The organism is uncultured Winogradskyella sp. (assembly GCF_947496485.1).
Lineage (GTDB): Bacteria > Bacteroidota > Bacteroidia > Flavobacteriales > Flavobacteriaceae > Winogradskyella.
Map to the genome: position 1 here is coordinate 522,126 of NZ_CANMCZ010000001.1, position 16,236 is coordinate 538,361.

18 protein-coding genes are annotated in these 16,236 nt (G+C 33.5%); 15 read left to right on the forward strand and 3 right to left on the reverse strand.

Features of this window, described 5'->3' with window-relative positions:
- Together Q0822_RS02135 and msrA are read left to right on the forward strand one after the other, a co-directional pair.
- Nucleotides 1-786 carry a C4-type zinc ribbon domain-containing protein gene (locus Q0822_RS02135; RefSeq protein WP_299119549.1) on the forward strand — a complete coding sequence of 262 codons (786 nt, stop codon included), beginning with the start codon at nucleotides 1-3 and terminating at the stop codon, nucleotides 784-786.
- Between the two features lie 125 nt (nucleotides 787-911).
- A complete protein-coding gene (gene msrA / locus Q0822_RS02140) occupies nucleotides 912-1,574 on the forward strand; it encodes a peptide-methionine (S)-S-oxide reductase MsrA (RefSeq protein ID WP_299119551.1) in 663 nt (220 codons plus the stop codon).
- Between the two features lie 39 nt (nucleotides 1,575-1,613).
- Here the strand turns inward: msrA and Q0822_RS02145 are convergent, their stop codons facing one another.
- Entirely contained in the window at nucleotides 1,614-2,414 is an 801-nt protein-coding gene (locus Q0822_RS02145) for a methyltransferase domain-containing protein (protein ID WP_299122240.1), read from the reverse strand.
- A 41-nt stretch (nucleotides 2,415-2,455) separates the two neighbouring features.
- On the opposite strand from Q0822_RS02145, the gene Q0822_RS02150 reads away from it, so the two are divergent.
- A complete protein-coding gene (locus Q0822_RS02150) occupies nucleotides 2,456-3,136 on the forward strand; it encodes a hypothetical protein (protein ID WP_299119554.1) in 681 nt (226 codons plus the stop codon).
- A 150-nt stretch (nucleotides 3,137-3,286) separates the two neighbouring features.
- On the opposite strand, the gene Q0822_RS02155 is transcribed toward Q0822_RS02150, so the two are convergent.
- On the reverse strand, nucleotides 3,287-3,706 hold the full coding sequence (locus Q0822_RS02155; protein WP_299119557.1) for a (4Fe-4S)-binding protein: 420 nt from the start codon (nucleotides 3,704-3,706) through the stop codon (nucleotides 3,287-3,289).
- A gap of 107 nt (nucleotides 3,707-3,813) precedes the next feature.
- On the opposite strand from Q0822_RS02155, the gene kynU reads away from it, so the two are divergent.
- From kynU to Q0822_RS02215, 12 genes are all read left to right on the forward strand, one after another.
- Nucleotides 3,814-5,085, forward strand: a complete 1,272-nt coding sequence (kynU, locus tag Q0822_RS02160) for a kynureninase (RefSeq protein ID WP_299119559.1) — start codon at nucleotides 3,814-3,816, stop codon at nucleotides 5,083-5,085.
- Nucleotides 5,078-6,478, forward strand: a complete 1,401-nt coding sequence (locus Q0822_RS02165) for an NAD(P)/FAD-dependent oxidoreductase (RefSeq protein WP_299119562.1) — start codon at nucleotides 5,078-5,080, stop codon at nucleotides 6,476-6,478. The genes kynU and Q0822_RS02165 overlap by 8 nt, the downstream gene beginning before the upstream one ends.
- 6 nt (nucleotides 6,479-6,484) lie before the next feature.
- The gene (locus Q0822_RS02170) at nucleotides 6,485-6,889 is read left to right on the forward strand and encodes a RidA family protein (protein WP_299119565.1); all 405 of its coding nucleotides are present in this window, start codon (nucleotides 6,485-6,487) and stop codon (nucleotides 6,887-6,889) included.
- A 134-nt stretch (nucleotides 6,890-7,023) separates the two neighbouring features.
- Entirely contained in the window at nucleotides 7,024-8,070 is a 1,047-nt protein-coding gene (locus Q0822_RS02175) for a hypothetical protein (RefSeq protein WP_299122275.1), read from the forward strand.
- Nucleotides 8,071-8,075: 5 nt separating this feature from the next.
- On the forward strand, nucleotides 8,076-8,816 hold the full coding sequence (locus Q0822_RS02180; protein ID WP_299119568.1) for a DUF6090 family protein: 741 nt from the start codon (nucleotides 8,076-8,078) through the stop codon (nucleotides 8,814-8,816).
- 41 nt (nucleotides 8,817-8,857) lie between these two features.
- A complete protein-coding gene (locus Q0822_RS02185; protein WP_299119571.1) occupies nucleotides 8,858-9,559 on the forward strand; it encodes a DUF6090 family protein in 702 nt (233 codons plus the stop codon).
- 43 nt (nucleotides 9,560-9,602) lie between these two features.
- Nucleotides 9,603-11,042 (forward strand): aldehyde dehydrogenase, encoded by a 1,440-nt coding sequence (locus Q0822_RS02190; protein WP_299119574.1) that lies wholly within the window; start codon nucleotides 9,603-9,605, stop codon nucleotides 11,040-11,042.
- A 41-nt stretch (nucleotides 11,043-11,083) separates the two neighbouring features.
- On the forward strand, nucleotides 11,084-11,383 hold the full coding sequence (locus tag Q0822_RS02195; protein WP_299119577.1) for a hypothetical protein: 300 nt from the start codon (nucleotides 11,084-11,086) through the stop codon (nucleotides 11,381-11,383).
- 57 nt (nucleotides 11,384-11,440) lie between these two features.
- Nucleotides 11,441-12,223, forward strand: coding sequence for an SDR family oxidoreductase (locus tag Q0822_RS02200; protein WP_299119580.1), 783 nt, complete (start codon nucleotides 11,441-11,443; stop codon nucleotides 12,221-12,223).
- 111 nt (nucleotides 12,224-12,334) lie between these two features.
- Nucleotides 12,335-12,871 (forward strand): 3-hydroxyanthranilate 3,4-dioxygenase, encoded by a 537-nt coding sequence (locus tag Q0822_RS02205; RefSeq protein WP_299119582.1) that lies wholly within the window; start codon nucleotides 12,335-12,337, stop codon nucleotides 12,869-12,871.
- A complete protein-coding gene (locus Q0822_RS02210) occupies nucleotides 12,864-13,949 on the forward strand; it encodes an amidohydrolase family protein (RefSeq protein ID WP_299119584.1) in 1,086 nt (361 codons plus the stop codon). The genes Q0822_RS02205 and Q0822_RS02210 overlap by 8 nt, the downstream gene beginning before the upstream one ends.
- Nucleotides 13,949-14,590: an O-methyltransferase gene (locus tag Q0822_RS02215; protein ID WP_299119587.1), complete on the forward strand. Its 642-nt coding sequence runs from the start codon at nucleotides 13,949-13,951 to the stop codon at nucleotides 14,588-14,590. The genes Q0822_RS02210 and Q0822_RS02215 overlap by 1 nt, the downstream gene beginning before the upstream one ends.
- A gap of 56 nt (nucleotides 14,591-14,646) precedes the next feature.
- Here Q0822_RS02215 and Q0822_RS02220 read toward each other — a convergent pair whose 3' ends face one another.
- Nucleotides 14,647-16,149, reverse strand: coding sequence for a S8 family serine peptidase (locus tag Q0822_RS02220; RefSeq protein WP_299119591.1), 1,503 nt, complete (start codon nucleotides 16,147-16,149; stop codon nucleotides 14,647-14,649).
- Nucleotides 16,150-16,236: the final 87 nt, after the last annotated feature.

The window sequence follows — 16,236 nt, forward strand, 5'->3', positions numbered from 1 at the left end:
ATGGCAAAAAAAGCTGAAGTTTCTGTTGAAGAGCGATTAAGAGCACTATATGATTTACAATTAATTGACTCTAGAGTAGACGAAATAAGAAATGTCAGAGGTGAGCTTCCTTTAGAAGTTAGAGATTTAGAAGACGAAGTTGAAGGACTTAACACAAGAATGGAAAAGCTAAATGATAGCCTAGCTATTATTGACGATGAGATTAAAGGGAAAAAGAATTTAATTGAAGAGGCAAAAGCTTTAATCAAAAAATACAGTGAGCAACAAAAGAATGTTAGAAATAACAGAGAATATAACTCATTGACAAAAGAAATTGAATTTCAAGAATTAGAAATTCAATTGGCAGAAAAGCACATCAAAGAATTTAAGGTACAAATAGATCAGAAAAAAGAAGTTATTTCTGAAACTAAAGACCGATTAAAAGATCGTAATGCGCACCTCAAACACAAAAAAGGTGAACTTAACGCTATTTTAAAGGAAACTGAAAAAGAAGAAGAAGCCCTTTTAGGGAAATCTCAAGAATTTCAGAAGAAAATTGAAGAGCGTTTGGTAAATGCGTACCATAGAATTAGAAACAACGTTAAAAATGGTTTAGCAGTTGTTGCTATTGAGCGTGGTGCATCTGGTGGATCATTCTTTACTATTCCACCTCAAGTACAAGTAGAAATTGCTTCTCGTAAAAAAGTAATTACTGATGAGCATAGTGGACGTATCTTAGTTGATGCTGCTCTAGCTGAAGAGGAAAAAGTGAAAATGGGTAAATTATTTGCTAAACTAAGTAAGTAATTTTTCAACATAATTTAGATTAAGCCTTCACGATTGTGAAGGCTTTTTTATTTAATAAAATTTTAAAACAATTCGGTTTAAGGAATTGTAATTTTACACGTCTATTAGAAAAAGAAAATATAATCATGAAAAAATTACTTTACGTTTTAAGCATTAGTTTATTTTTTAGTTGTCACAATCAAGCACAAGTCAATGAAAAACAACAAGCTGTAATTGATGCAGAACCTGTTGTTGTTCCATTAGAAGATGGTAAAGCAAGAGCTTATTTTGCCAGTGGTTGTTTTTGGTGTGTTGAAGCGGTTTACGAGAGCGTCAAAGGTGTTGACGAAGTTATAAATGGATATTCTGGTGGATATACAGAAAAACCAACCTATGAAGCTAGTAATACAGGTAGAACAGGACATGCAGAAGCTGTAGAAGTTATCTATGATCCAGAAGTGGTGACCTTTGCAACATTAGTAGATGTGTATTTTGGTTCTCAAAATCCTACGCAAGTTAATGGACAAGGACCAGATAGAGGTTCGCAATACCGCTCCATAATCTTTTATCAAGATAATGATCAAAAGAAAATTATTGAAGACAAAAAAGCTGCTTTAGCAAAAGAGCTAGATGCTACAATTGCAGCGGAAGTATATCCATTTCAGAAATTTTGGGTTGGCGAAGATTATCATCAAAATTATGAACGTCTTCACCCTAATCAAGGTTATATTAGAAATGTATCAGTACCAAGGCTAAATCGATTTAAAGCTAAGTTTCCTGAGTTACTGAAAGAAGAAGAAAAACATTAAATAAAAAAAGCCTGAAATTAATTTCAGGCTTTTTTTATTCTACTTCTTAGTCGCTTTCAGTTCAAACAACATAGGAAAAAGTTGATCTTTCATCTTATACATTCCGTTATCAAGCTTTACTAAATCAGGAAATACATCATAAGGGCTTTCATCATATTCATTGAGATAGTCTATCTGTAATCCTGCTTCAATAAGAGAATTCAAAACTTCAGCTAATCCATGATTCCAGCCATATTCTTTACTTACCATTTTTGAAGATTGATTGGCATAAGTACCTTCGTACTCTTCATAAATAGCTTCTTTTCTATTATAATGGTATTTCATTTTAGATTCTCCATCTACATAATCAAACATCCATAAAATAGGATGGAACTCAACTATATAAAACGTTCCTCCAACTTTAAGACGCTCAGCAATCATTTTGGCCCAAGGTTTTAAATCTGGCAACCAACCAATAGTTCCATAGCTAGTAAATATAATATCAAAAGTTTCAGAAACATGCTCAGAAGTATCTAAAACATTGCAACAAACAAATTCAGCATTAAGTTTTAATTCGTCATTTAATTGTTTTGCTAATTTTATGCCTTCATCACTCAAATCCACTCCAACTGCCTTTGCTCCCATTCTACTCCAACTCAAGGTATCTTGCCCAAAATGGCATTGTAAGTGCAGTAAAGATTTACCACTAACATCGCCTAATGCTTTCAATTCATAAGGCATCAAAGAAGTTTCACCAGATTTGAAAGCATTCATTTTATACATTTTACTTTCTGCATGAATACCAACTTTTTGGTTCCAAGTATCTCTATTTACATCAAAATAATTAGTGTGCTCTTCCATCATTGATTAATTTTGAACGTAATTTAAAACATCTTTTTAAAATGAAGTCATTATATCTTGGTTTGATTTGCTTATTACTAGTTTCTGCTTGTAAGTCTGACAAATCTGAAACACCAACAAAAAAAGAGCCAAAAGAAATTACTGTGGCACAAAAAATAGCCAACGCTCATGGTTTTGAAAATTGGAAAAACGTATCAGAAGTAAAATTTACGTTTAAAGTCGATAGAGATACTATAAAAGGAAAAGGCAGATCTTGGGTTTGGAAACCCAAAGAAGACAGTGTAACAATGACGGCTGGAGAAACAACAGTTAGTTATAATAGAAGCCAGATGGATAGTACACATATTAGAGCAGATAGAGGCTTTATTAATGATAAATATTGGTTACTAGTCCCTTATCAATTGGTTTGGGATAACTCAGCAGAAATCTCAGTTCCTAAATTTTTAGAGGCACCTATTAGTAAAACTAAAATGAATATGATAACATTAACATATCCTGAGGAAGGAGGTTACACACCAGGTGATGCTTATGATATTTATTATGACAACAATTTTGAAATTAAAGAATGGGTATTTAGAAAAGGTAATTCTGAAGAACCATCTCTAACTACAACTTTCGAAAATTATAAAGATTTCAACGGCATTAAAATTGCCATAGACCATAAGCAAGAAGGTGGTAACTGGAATTTAAACTTTGCTGATGTAAGCATAACATTAGAGTAATACTAAATTCAATTTTTGGCATTACTTTTGTAATCTATAATGTAAGTTTCACGTCTGTCGTTTTGACTTAAAACGTATAGCTTACATTTTCCGCCTTTTGGCGCCTATATATATCCAAGCACTTTATCTTACTAGCTAAAGTGCTTTTTTCTACCCTCTAAAATCTTCTTTTACATGTGCTCCATCACAATAAGGTTTATTTTGTGAAGCTCCACAACGACAAAATGCAGTTGTTCTATTTTTAGTTTCTTCATTTCCATCCTTGTGAGTTACTTTTAAAGTACCATAAACCAAAAGCGGTCCATTTTCTAAAACTTCAACTTTTGTTTCCAAAGATTCAGATGTTTGGTCATCTTCATTGTTCATGTAATAACTCAAAGCACCACTAGGACACTTTTTAACTGTTTCAATTAATTCATCTGTTGAAGCTGCATCAATCTTAATCCAAGGTCTTTCATTAGGTTTAAATACATTTGGTAAGCCTTTAACACAAATACCTGAGTGTATACATTTTTCTGCTTCCCAAACTACGTTTACCTCTCCGTTTGAGTATTCTTTTGTCTTTCCCATAACTTAATTGTTTCTTTAAAGATAATTAAAATTCTTATCGAATGAAACACCTTTAATCCTTCGCTTTAAATCCTTATTTTTGTTAGCAACCGATAAATCAATTCAAATTGTCCAATTATAAACTTGGTCTTAATTACGCTAAACAACAAGACGAATTAGACGAATTATCTAGCTATAGAAAACAGTTTCATATTCCAAAAGATAAATACGGAAATGAACTAATTTATCTCTGTGGAAATTCATTGGGCTTACAACCAAAATCTACAAAAGCATATATAAATCAAGAGTTAGAAGATTGGGCAAATCTTGGTGTAGAAGGTCATACACATGCTAAAAACCCTTGGCTTCCATATCATGAGTTTTTAACTGAAGCTTCTGCAAAACTGGTTGGAGCAAAACCCATTGAAGTTGTTACTATGAATTCGTTAACAGCGAATCTTCATTTTATGATGGCGTCGTTCTATCAACCGACGAAAGAACGTTATAAAATTCTTATTGAAAGTGATGCTTTTCCATCAGATAAATATGCTGTAGAATCCCAATTACGACATCACGGTTTTGATGATAAAGAAAGTCTTATTCTCTGGTCACCTAGAGAAGGAGAAGAATTATTAAACTATCAGGATTTAGAAGACATTCTTAAAGCACATGGCAGTGAGATTGCGTTAATAATGATTGGTGGTGTGAATTACTACACAGGTCAGTTTTTCGATTTAAAACGCATTACCAAACTAGGGCATAGCCTCGGTTGTATGGTTGGTTTCGATTGTGCCCATGGAGCAGGAAATGTAGATTTAGATTTACATAACTCAGGTGCTGACTTTGCAGTTTGGTGTACGTACAAATACATGAATTCTGGTCCTGGAAGTTTGTCTGGTTGTTTTGTCCATGAGCGACATGCTTATGATAAAGATCTAAATCGATTTACAGGTTGGTGGAGTCATAATAAAGAAACACGTTTTAATATGCGTCATGAGTTTGATGTGTTACCAGGAGCCGAAGGTTGGCAACTCAGTAATCCACCTATTTTATCCATGGCTGCAATTAAAGCCTCTTTAGATATGTTTAATGAAGTTGGCATGGATAAGCTTCTTAAAAAGTCGAAAAAACTAACAGGCTACTTTGAGTTTCTATTAAAAGCACTTGGTGAAGACGTTATTAGAATTATCACACCAGAAAATCCTGAAGAGCGTGGATGCCAATTATCTATACAAGTATTAAACGCAGATAAATCATTACATAATCAATTAATGGAAGCTGGTGTGATAAGTGATTGGAGAGAACCCGATGTTATTAGATGTGCACCTGTACCACTATATAATTCATTTGAAGATGTCTATCAAATGGTTGAAAAAATGAAAGCGATTTTAGATGAGTAATAAACAACAAAACATATTAATTATAGGAGCAGGTCTCTGCGGAAGTTTACTAGCCTTAAGACTAGGACAACGAGGCTACAACGTAACCGTTTATGAAATGCGTCCAGATTTGCGGCGTACAGATATTTCTGCTGGTCGTTCAATTAACTTAGCATTTTCAGATCGCGGTAATAAAGCCATGAAGATGGTTGGCATTGAAGATAAAGTCAAAGCGCTCTGTATTCCTATGAATGGAAGAATGCTTCATGACAAAGAAGGAAATACATTTTTATCAAATTATAGTGGTCGCGAACACGAATATATTAACTCAATATCTAGAGGAGGCTTAAATGCTCTGCTTTTAGACGAAGCCGAAAAACACAAAAATGTAAAGATTCATTTCAATAAAAAATGTTTATCTGTAGATTTTGAAAAAACAACAGCGCTGTTTCAAGATTATAATACAAAAGACGAATTTATTGAAGATGCTGATTGCATCATTGCAACCGATGGAGCAGGTTCTGCATTACGTCAAAGTTACTTTTTAGAACGTAAGTTCTTATTTAGTTTTTCACAACATTGGCTAACACATGGTTACAAAGAGTTAAGTATTCTCCCAGCAGATGATGGAGGTTATAAAACATACAAAAATGCATTACATATTTGGCCTAGAGGAGACTTTATGGTTATCGCATTACCAAATTTAGATGGTAGTTTTACAGTTACACTATTTTTAAGTTATGACGAAGGCGAATACAATTTTAATAATCTTACCACTCCAGAAATCGTAACTGAATTTTTTGAAAAAGAGTTCCCAGATACTTTAGAATTAATGCCAAACCTTGTTGAAGATTTCTTCGAGAATCCAACTGCACCTTTAGGAACCGTTAAATGTTCACCTTGGAATTATAAAGGAAATACGTTATTAATGGGAGATTCTGCTCATGCTATTGTTCCTTTTTATGGACAAGGGATGAATGCTTCTTTTGAAGACGTAGTAGAGTTTGATACTATTTTAGACAAATATGAAGGTAATTGGGAAACCGTCTTTTCGGAATACGATAAAGTAAGAAAGAAAGATACTGATGCCATTGCCGATTTAGCTATTGACAATTTTCATGAAATGAAAGACCATGTTGGTCAGGCAATATTTCAAGAGAAACGAAAAATAGAAATGGCTCTCGAAAAAGAATTCCCAGAAGACTATTCTTCAAAATATAGTTTGGTTACCTTTAATGAGCATATTGGTTATAGAGAAGCCATGCTTAGAGGAAGAGCACAAGACAAAGCGATTTTAAATATGTTATCAGATGGAGTGATTTCTACAGATGATGACATAAAAGATATTTTAGACAAAGTAAAAATGGAAACTGAAGCGATTTTAGAAGATGATAAAATTGCTGGATTACATTAAGATATTATGAGTGATAAAATAGTTACACCAAGAGGAGCCTATCCACATGTGAAACAAGTAGGAGATTTTATTTTCGTCTCTGGTACAAGTTCTAGACGACCAGACAATACTATTGCAGGAGTTGATATTATTGACGAGATGGGCACAAAAAAGCTTAACGCTTATACCCAAACCCAAGAAGTTTTAAAAAACATCGATGGTAATCTAGCCAAAGTTGGAGCGTCTTTAAAAGATGTAGTAGATGTCACTTCGTTTTTAGTAAATATGAATGACTTTGCCGATTACAATAGAGCCTATGCAGAATTTTTTGATAAAGAAACAGGACCAACCAGAACCACAGTTGCTGTTCATCAATTACCACATCCAGATTTGGTGATAGAAATAAAAGTGATGGCATATAAGAAATCGTAATTGCCATTCCTGCGAAAGTAGGAATCTTATCGTGTTTCAAATTGCTTTGTAACATATCACTATATTTAAACACCAATAGTTAACCAACCTCAACTACAACCATCAACCTAATTTACTTTCAACCAAGAAAGTAAATGATAAAATTTTTTCGACGTATTCGTAAACGTCTTCTTACTGAAAACAAATTCAGTAAGTACCTACTCTATGCCATTGGCGAAATTATCCTTGTGGTTATTGGAATATTGATTGCGTTACAGTTTAACAATCGCAATGAGCAACGTAAAAATTTAGAACTTATTAGCGAAACCCTAATTACGCTAGAAGACGACCTCTTGTATAATTTTGATAATGCCAGTTTTACCCTTAATTTTTATAAAACGCAAGACAAAATCTGCAAACAAGTACTTTTTGATGGGTTAACGCTAAACGACTACAGAAGCAATGATTTAATTGGTATCGTTACTGCAAATTGGGAAATCACTACACCAAAAACTGAAAACATATCTGTTGTTTTGGATAACGAAAAATCAGCTGACAAAAAGCTTCGTCCTATCATAAATGCAGTAAAAAGATTCGTTCATAGAAAAGACCTGATGGATCAGCAATGGAACGTTCTTTATAATAATATTCAGGAAAATATAGAAACACTAACCAAAAAGGTATCCTTAGTTAGACTAGACAGTACCTCTAAAGAAGAGCGATTTCAATACATGTTAACAAATAAGGATTATAAAAAAACAGTTGAACTGTACTGGATTAATATTCAAAATTATTATGATCAACTTTCAAGATTCAGAGCAAGCAACATGGCATTGTTAAGCACCATTAAAATGGTACAAGAAAATTATGATAAAGCAGCGTTAGAAACCCTATATAAAAGTAAAGGCATGAGCGCTTTTATACCAACAGATTGCAAACAACACCAAGCAAGTAAAAATGACGAGCTGCGATTTAGTTATTTAATAGGCAATTTAAGCACCAAAGACATTAAGCTCAATATGATAAATGACGGTAAAATTGGTGGCTCATATCTACTAAAACCCAACGAATTTAGAGTGTCGAGACCAGAATTTGCAGGTTTAGGTGGAGATTACACCGTTATTGCAGAACAAATAGATACTGATGGTAATTGCTTACAGAAATTTATCGCTGTTAACAAAGGCTATTTACTAATTGAATAAAACCAATGATTAAATTCTTCCGAAAAATCCGTCAAAACCTACTCATGGAAAACAAAACAGGCAAATACTTCAAATACGCCATTGGCGAAATTATCCTTGTGGTTATTGGGATTCTCATAGCATTACAGATTAATAATTGGAATGAAACACGATTAGAAGGTATACAAGAAAAAATCACGCTTGCAAACCTTAATGAAGAGTTTCAAGACAATTTAAAAGACTTAGACTCAATAAATCTAGATCTGTTGAAAGTGACGAATAAGATGGAACTTATTTTTTCAATGTTTAAAGAAGAAAACAGTACTGATAATATTAAAAGTTTAGATAGTATAATAGGTAGCATTTTAACGAGTCCAACTTGGAAACCTAGCGAGTTTGTTTTAAATGATCTTAAAAGCTCTGGTGGATTATCCAAATTAAAAAGTAACAGACTAAAAAAACTATTATTCAAATGGACACGTTTTTTTAATCAAATGAAAGAGACAGAAGAGCAAATGGAGAATACAAGTAAGGATCTTATAAAATTTATAAAAGCTAATGGATCGCTAAGAAATATTGACGCTACAGCAGAAACTTTTAACTATAAGCCATCTCAATTACCAATTAGCAATCTAGGCTTGCTGCAAAATCCAGAATTTGAAAACCATATTGACGACAAATTATTTGTGCTACATGAGGCGAAAGCACAGTTTGAAATATCAAAACAATTAATATCTCAAATACTAGAAGAAACTTCTGCTGAATGACTATGATAAAATTCTTTAGACATATACGCCAAAACTTACTTATGGAGAATAAAACAGGTAAATACTTCAAATACGCTATTGGCGAAATCATACTTGTTGTGATTGGTATTCTCATTGCACTTCAGATTAATAATTGGAATGAAAACAGAAAGGAAAGCTTAGAAGAAAGTTCTATACTACAGAACCTCTATGATGAGTTTTCTGAAAACAAGAAATTATTTGAAAAAAATATGTCCGCAACAAAAATTGCAAAACAAACAGGATATACCATAATGAATCTTATAGGAAAACCAGAGGAGGAATTAAAAACCAAAAATATAGATAGTTTATTATATATGGTTCTCGAACCTGGTGAGTTTCGACCAAGTGAAAACACGATTAATGACCTTATACAATCTGGTAGATTAAGATTATTGAAAAATAAGAAACTTAAAACATTACTCTACAATTGGCAAAGCGAACTCAAAGACGTACACGTTGCTTTTGAACGTGCGGAATTAAAAATAGACAATGAATTAATACCATATCTGTCACAACATTATGCATTAAAAGACATAGATAAATATGGAGCATTAAATTGGAAAGAAAACACAAACCTTAAAATAGATAAGTATGCCATTTTTAATGATATTGAGTTTGAAAACATTACTGACGATTACCTTTACAGAGTTGTGGCAGCTAAGAAAAGTCTAGAACGAATAGGAAAGACTATAGATACCATTTTAGAAGAGACGAATGATTAAGTTCTTAATAAGTAATATGCCAATAAATCTTTAAATTGCAGTAATGAATATTTTAAACTTCATCAACGGAAAATTTGTAAATCCAATCAATAATGAATGGCTAGAAAACTATAACCCATCGAGTGGTGAGGTTTATAGCCAAATACCGAACTCATCCAAAGAAGATGTTGAAGAAGCTTATAAAAGTGCCAAATCTGCCTTTATGCAGTGGTCACAAACTACTTTTGAAGAACGAAGTCGTATTTTAATTAATATTTCAGAATTACTAGAAACCAACTTACAACAGTTTGCAGAGGCTGAAAGTCTAGATAATGGAAAACCAATTAGTTTAGCTAAATCTGTTGATATCCCAAGAGCTGCGAGTAACTTTAGATTCTTTGGCAATGCTATTACGCAGTTTGCTAGTGAAAGCCATGAATCTGTTGGGCAAAATGCTATAAACTATACTTTAAGACAACCGATTGGAGTTGTAGGCTGTATTTCACCATGGAACCTTCCACTCTATTTATTTACATGGAAAATTGCACCAGCGCTTGCTGCAGGTAATTGTGTTGTAGCTAAGCCAAGCGAAGTCACACCAATGACCGCTTTTCTTTTAGGAGAAATATGCATTGAAGCGGGTTTACCTAAAGGTGTTTTAAATATTGTTCATGGCTTAGGCACCACAACTGGTCAAGCCATAATTGAACATCCAGATATTAAAGCTATTTCTTTTACAGGTGGCACAGGAACAGGCGCACATATTGCCAAAGTTGCAGCACCAATGTTTAAAAAACTATCTTTAGAGTTAGGTGGTAAAAACCCAAATATCATCTTTGCAGACTGTGATTATGAGGATATGCTAAATACAACCGTACGTTCGTCATTCGCCAATCAAGGTCAAATTTGTTTGTGTGGAAGTCGCATTTTTGTAGAAGCTTCAATCTATGAGAAATTTAAAGCGGACTTTGTAGACAAAGTGAAAGCACTAAAAGTTGGTCATCCTTCAGAAAAAGACACTAATATTGGAGCACTAGTCTCTAAACCACACTTGGAAAAAGTAAAAGCCTATATTACAATTGCAAAAGAAGAAAACGGAACTATTTTGTGTGGCGGAAATGAAGTTACTGTTCAAGGTTATGAAAACGGTTATTACCTAGAGCCAACCGTTATCGAAGTACCCAATGATGAATGCAGAGTGAACCAAGAAGAAATTTTTGGCCCAGTCGTTACCATTATGCCTTTTAATACTGAAGACGAAGTCCTTCAAATGGCAAATAAAGTCAAATACGGTTTATCAGCTACATTATGGACAAACGACTTAAAACGCACCATGAGACTAAGTAATCAACTTCAAGCTGGTATTGTTTGGGTAAACACTTGGATGATGCGTGATTTACGCACGCCTTTTGGCGGTGTAAAAGCATCTGGTGTTGGTCGCGAAGGTGGTTTTGAAGCCTTACGTTTTTTCACAGAAGCCAAGAATGTTTGTATAAAGTATTAACCAAATTCCTACGGTAGAAGGAATCTCATAATAAAAAAGACGTGCCAATATTACATATCAATAGAATTTCTGAATACGAAAATAGAGCTAGAAAAATCAAAATAGAGGTTAATGGAAAACTAATAACTAAAATAAAAAATGGTGAAAATCTCGAACTAGAACTTACACCTGGCAAACATCTTATACAAGCAAAAATTGATTGGTGTTCTTCAAATTTATTAGAAGTAGAAATGGAAGAGCAGACAGAAACCAATGTTGAATTAAAGAAAGGTGAAGGATCAGCGATTTATAGAATTACTTTTGGATACAAAGAGTATTTAAAATTAATACTAATAGATTAATTACAAAACATATTATTATAAACCTAAAAACAAATTCCTGCCTTCGCAGGAAATATTATGAACTTAGAATTAAACAATAAATACGCATTAGTTTGCGGAAGTACTGCAGGTATAGGTAAAGCAACAGTGTTAGCATTAGCAGAAGAAGGAGCTGTAATTACTTTAATTGCTCGCAATGAAGACAAGTTAAAAGCTACTTTAGCAGAATTACCAAAGCATCGTAATCACGATTACATTGTTGCGGATTTTTCTAATTCTACAGAGTTAAAAGAAAAAGTTGAGGACTACATTAGTAAACATCATGGCTTTCATATTCTGATTAATAATACTGGAGGACCAGCTGGTGGACCTGTATTTTCTGCTAAAATTGAAGAATTTGAAAACGCATTTACCCAACATTTAAAATGCAATCATGTCTTAGCACAAACTGTTGTTCCTTTTATGAAAGACCAAAACTACGGGCGAATAATAAATGTAATTTCAACATCTGTTAAACAACCCTTAGATGGCTTAGGCGTTAGTAATACGATTCGTGGAGCTGTCGCTAATTGGAGTAAAACTTTAGCAAATGAACTAGGGCAATTTGGTATTACCGTAAATAATGTATTACCCGGAGCCACAGGAACTGAGCGTTTAACTGAAATCATAAAAAACAAATCTGCTAAAACTGGTAAATCTGAAGAAGAGTCTGCCAACGCAATGAAAAATGCTGTACCAGCAAAACGTTTTGCAAAGCCTGAAGAATTAGCTGATGCGATTACATTTTTAGCTAGCGAACGTGCTAGTTATATTAATGGAATTAATCTTCCTGTTGATGGTGGTCGTACAAAAAGTTTGTAACTTTATACAAACCTACAATTAATCGGTTGTCATCCTGAACTTGATTCAGGATCTCATTAAATTAGATTCCGCATCAAATGCGAAATGACAAAATTTAAAAAGTATCATATCATGAGTAAATTATTTCCGCCCATAAATTTCAAAGCTTGGATTGAAGAAAATCGTCACTTATTAAAACCACCAGTTGGTAATAAAGTCGTTTGGAAAGATGGTGATTTTATCGTAATGGTTGTTGGAGGTCCTAATAGTAGAAAAGATTATCACTATAATGAAACACCTGAATTTTTCTATCAGGTTGAAGGAGACATTACTTTAAAGGTTATTGACAAAGGCACTCCAAAAGATATTCATATTAAAGAAGGTGAAATTTTCTTATTACCACCAAAAGTTCCACATTCACCTCAGCGAGGTGCTAATACTGTTGGTTTAGTTATTGAATATCCAAGAGAAAAAGGAGTGCAAGATGCTTTACTTTGGTTCTGTGAAAATTGTACTACAAAGTTGTATGAAGAAGATTTTACTTTAGATAATATTGAAACAGATATGCCAGCTATATTTGATAAATATTATGGCGATAAAGATAAACGTAGTTGCCCTAATTGTGGTGAAGTAATGCAGCCACCTAAAAAGGTTCAACTAGATGAGTAAACGAAAACTAAGAATAAACGGTCACTCTCACCTCCTTCCCTATCCTGAGGAAATTCCTCAGTTTATGAAAGATAAAGGCATTTTTTGGGTAGACAAAGACCGTAAATTTATGCTTCAAAAAGATTGGAATCGTCCAATTACAGATTCGAGCTTCTTTTTAAATGAAAAGTTAGCTTGGATGGAACGATTTAAAATTGATCATGCGGTAGTTTTAAACTTATCTCAACTTTATGGTAACGGATTGCGAGTTGAGGAAATGAAACAAGCGCTGCGTTTTCAGAATGATTTTAATGCTAAAGTTCAACATGAAAATCCTAGTAAATTCACTTGTGGCTTTGTTGTACATCCAGGATTTGTTCGTGGTGCTTGCTGGGAAATAGAGCGCTGCGTTGAAGAATTAGGTATGCAACTTTTATGCTTGCCAACGCATTACATGGATACTATTGGAACTTGGCGTTGCATTTTTGACGAGGAAAATGAACCCATTTTTGAATTGGCAAATAAATACAACCTTGCAGTAGAGGTTCATCCTTATGATGGCGAAAAATTCATAAAACTAGAAAACACCTCTTGGCGTTTTCATCTCATTTGGATGTTAGCACAATGTGCAGATGCCTACCATTTTTTAACTTTAAATGGATTACAAGATAAATTCCCAAATATGCGAACTTGCTTTGCTCATGGCGGACAATTGGCACAAATAAACTTAGGAAGACGTATTCAAGGTTTTGATGGAAGACCAGATTTATTTGAAGGTAAAAGCCATCCAAGGAAAGCTGTTGGTCATAAAAATATATTCTTTGATACTTTGGTACATGATACTGGAGGATTAGAATTACTGATAAAAAATCAAGGCTCAAAACAAGTCCTAATGGGATTAGATGATCCTTATCCTCTCGGAGAAATGGAAAGCGAAAAACAATCCTCTTATCCTGGTAAAATATTAGATTTGGCTATGGAACAAGAAATCATAACTGCTACTGAACGTGATGCTATTTGGGAAGATAATGTTATACAATGGTTGTGTGGAGATGATGACGCTGCAAAAGATAAATTGATAAAACGAATATTATCATAGTGCATTTTTTACCTGAAAAATTAGACGAATACGTTGTAAATCATTCTGAACAAGAACCTGAATTACTGCAACAATTAACCAGAGAAACGTATCAGAAAGTACTACAACCTATTATGCTTAGTGGATCTTACCAAGGTAGAGTTTTAAGTATGATATCTAAATTAATACATCCTAAAACCATATTAGAACTAGGAACTTTTACAGGCTATTCAACCTTATGCCTAGCTGAAGGACTAAAATCTGACGGTGAAATACACACTATAGATATCAATGAAGAGCTAGTTGACTTTCAACGTAAATATTTTGATAAATCTGATTACGGACAACAAATATTTCAATATACAGGAAATGCATTGGATATTATTCCAACTTTAAATACAACTTTTGATTTGGTTTTTATTGATGCAGATAAGCCTAATTACAGTAATTACTTCCACTTAATTATAGATAAACTAAATTCTGGAGGCATTATACTTTCTGATAATGTGCTCTGGCATGGAAAGGTTATTGAGCCTCTTGATGAAAAAGATATATCTACAAAAGCTGTTTTAGATTATAATACACTTCTAAAAACTGATAATCGTATTGAAACTGTATTGCTACCTATACGAGATGGATTAACTATTAGTCGAAAAAAGTAAACGTAAAAAACCTCTTCATTTGATGAAGAGGTTTTTATTTGAATTCAATGACTTATTTACTGTACAGCTTGTAATGCATCAATGTTTCCATAACCGAAGCTGCTGCTTTTACTTGGATAAAAATCAGAAGACTGTTTTAATCGATTTAAGACTTGGGTTCTACTCCAAGAAGGATACTTAGACCAAATTAATGCCGCTATACCTGCAGTTGTCGCTGTTGCTACAGAAGAACCACCTGTATAACGACGTTGACCATTATAAAACCCTAAAACTGGTGGAGCTTTACTGGTATTGTTATCACCTTCCATAATTATGGTAAAGTCAATTTTACTTCCACTATGACAAGTATCACATCTATCATAATTTGGACCATCATCAACACCAGTAACCGCGACTGTTTCACTCATTGTTGCTGGAAAAATAACACCAAAACCATTAGTAAAACTTGTTGATGTTCCACCTGCCGCAAAAATCAATTTTCCTTTACTGTAAGCATATCTTACAGCATCCTTTATGTTGCCAATGGACCAAACATAACCGATAGACATAGAAATAATCTTCACATCACTTCTGTTTCCTAATTCAGTTAATGCTCTAGAAACCCCTTTACGCTCGTGATAATCATTTAAAAGCACATCTTCGGTAGCCCTATAAGCAACTAAATTAGAATTATAAGCTACACCAACTGGCATACCATTATCATTTCTTGGTGACGCCATTGCAGATGCCATAGCTGTACCATGTCCGCACTTATCGTGTGGACCATCATAATTACTAGACCACCACCAACGAGAATCTATGAATGTACCATACTTTTGTACAAAGCGGCCGTTAGAATAACCATCGTTAATCCCGCTAGAATTAAGTAAACTTTGTGAGGCTGATACTCCTGTGTCTATTAAACCAATAGTAACACCAGCACCTGTACTATAATTCCAAGCTTGTTGAATATTATGCTCATTAAAATGCCAAGATACTTGGGCATTATTGGGTGATGTTGTTGTATAATGTGATGAATTAATGGTGTCTGCATTTTTATCGCACCCAGAACTGCTTTTAGCAACATTATGAGTATAACTGTTGTAGCCATTCGGTTCCAAATAACGAACACCAGTATTATTTCTAAGTGCAATTATGGTTTCTATATTTTTTACTTCAACATCTATTACAGTTATAATTTCGTGCTCAACTCTAATAAGTTTCTCATCAGCTACTTTTTCATTCTCGATAACTATATTTAGAATGTTATTCTTCTTTTCTTCTAACTCAGGATCGTAGTTTTCACTAAAACTTTGGCCTTCGTTTCCATATCCAATTGATAAGATATTCTGCCCGTTTACAACTGCACTCCATAAAAAATGTGCGTCAACTTTACTCCAGTCAAAGTCTCCTGTATTATCTATAGTTTCGGAGATTTTAGTATTTATTTGTTCAATAGTAAGTGGATCTTTGGGAAATTGAATAGTCTCTGATTGTGACTCAATAAAAGTGTCTTCTTTAGTACAAGAAAGAATTGTGATTGCCATTAAAAATAGCAGTTTAACATGTAGTTTTCTCATTTAATATGATTTAGATTAGTTAATGATTTCCTAAATATATTAAATAATTGATATTTTTAATCGCTATTATTTATGTTTTTAATAAAA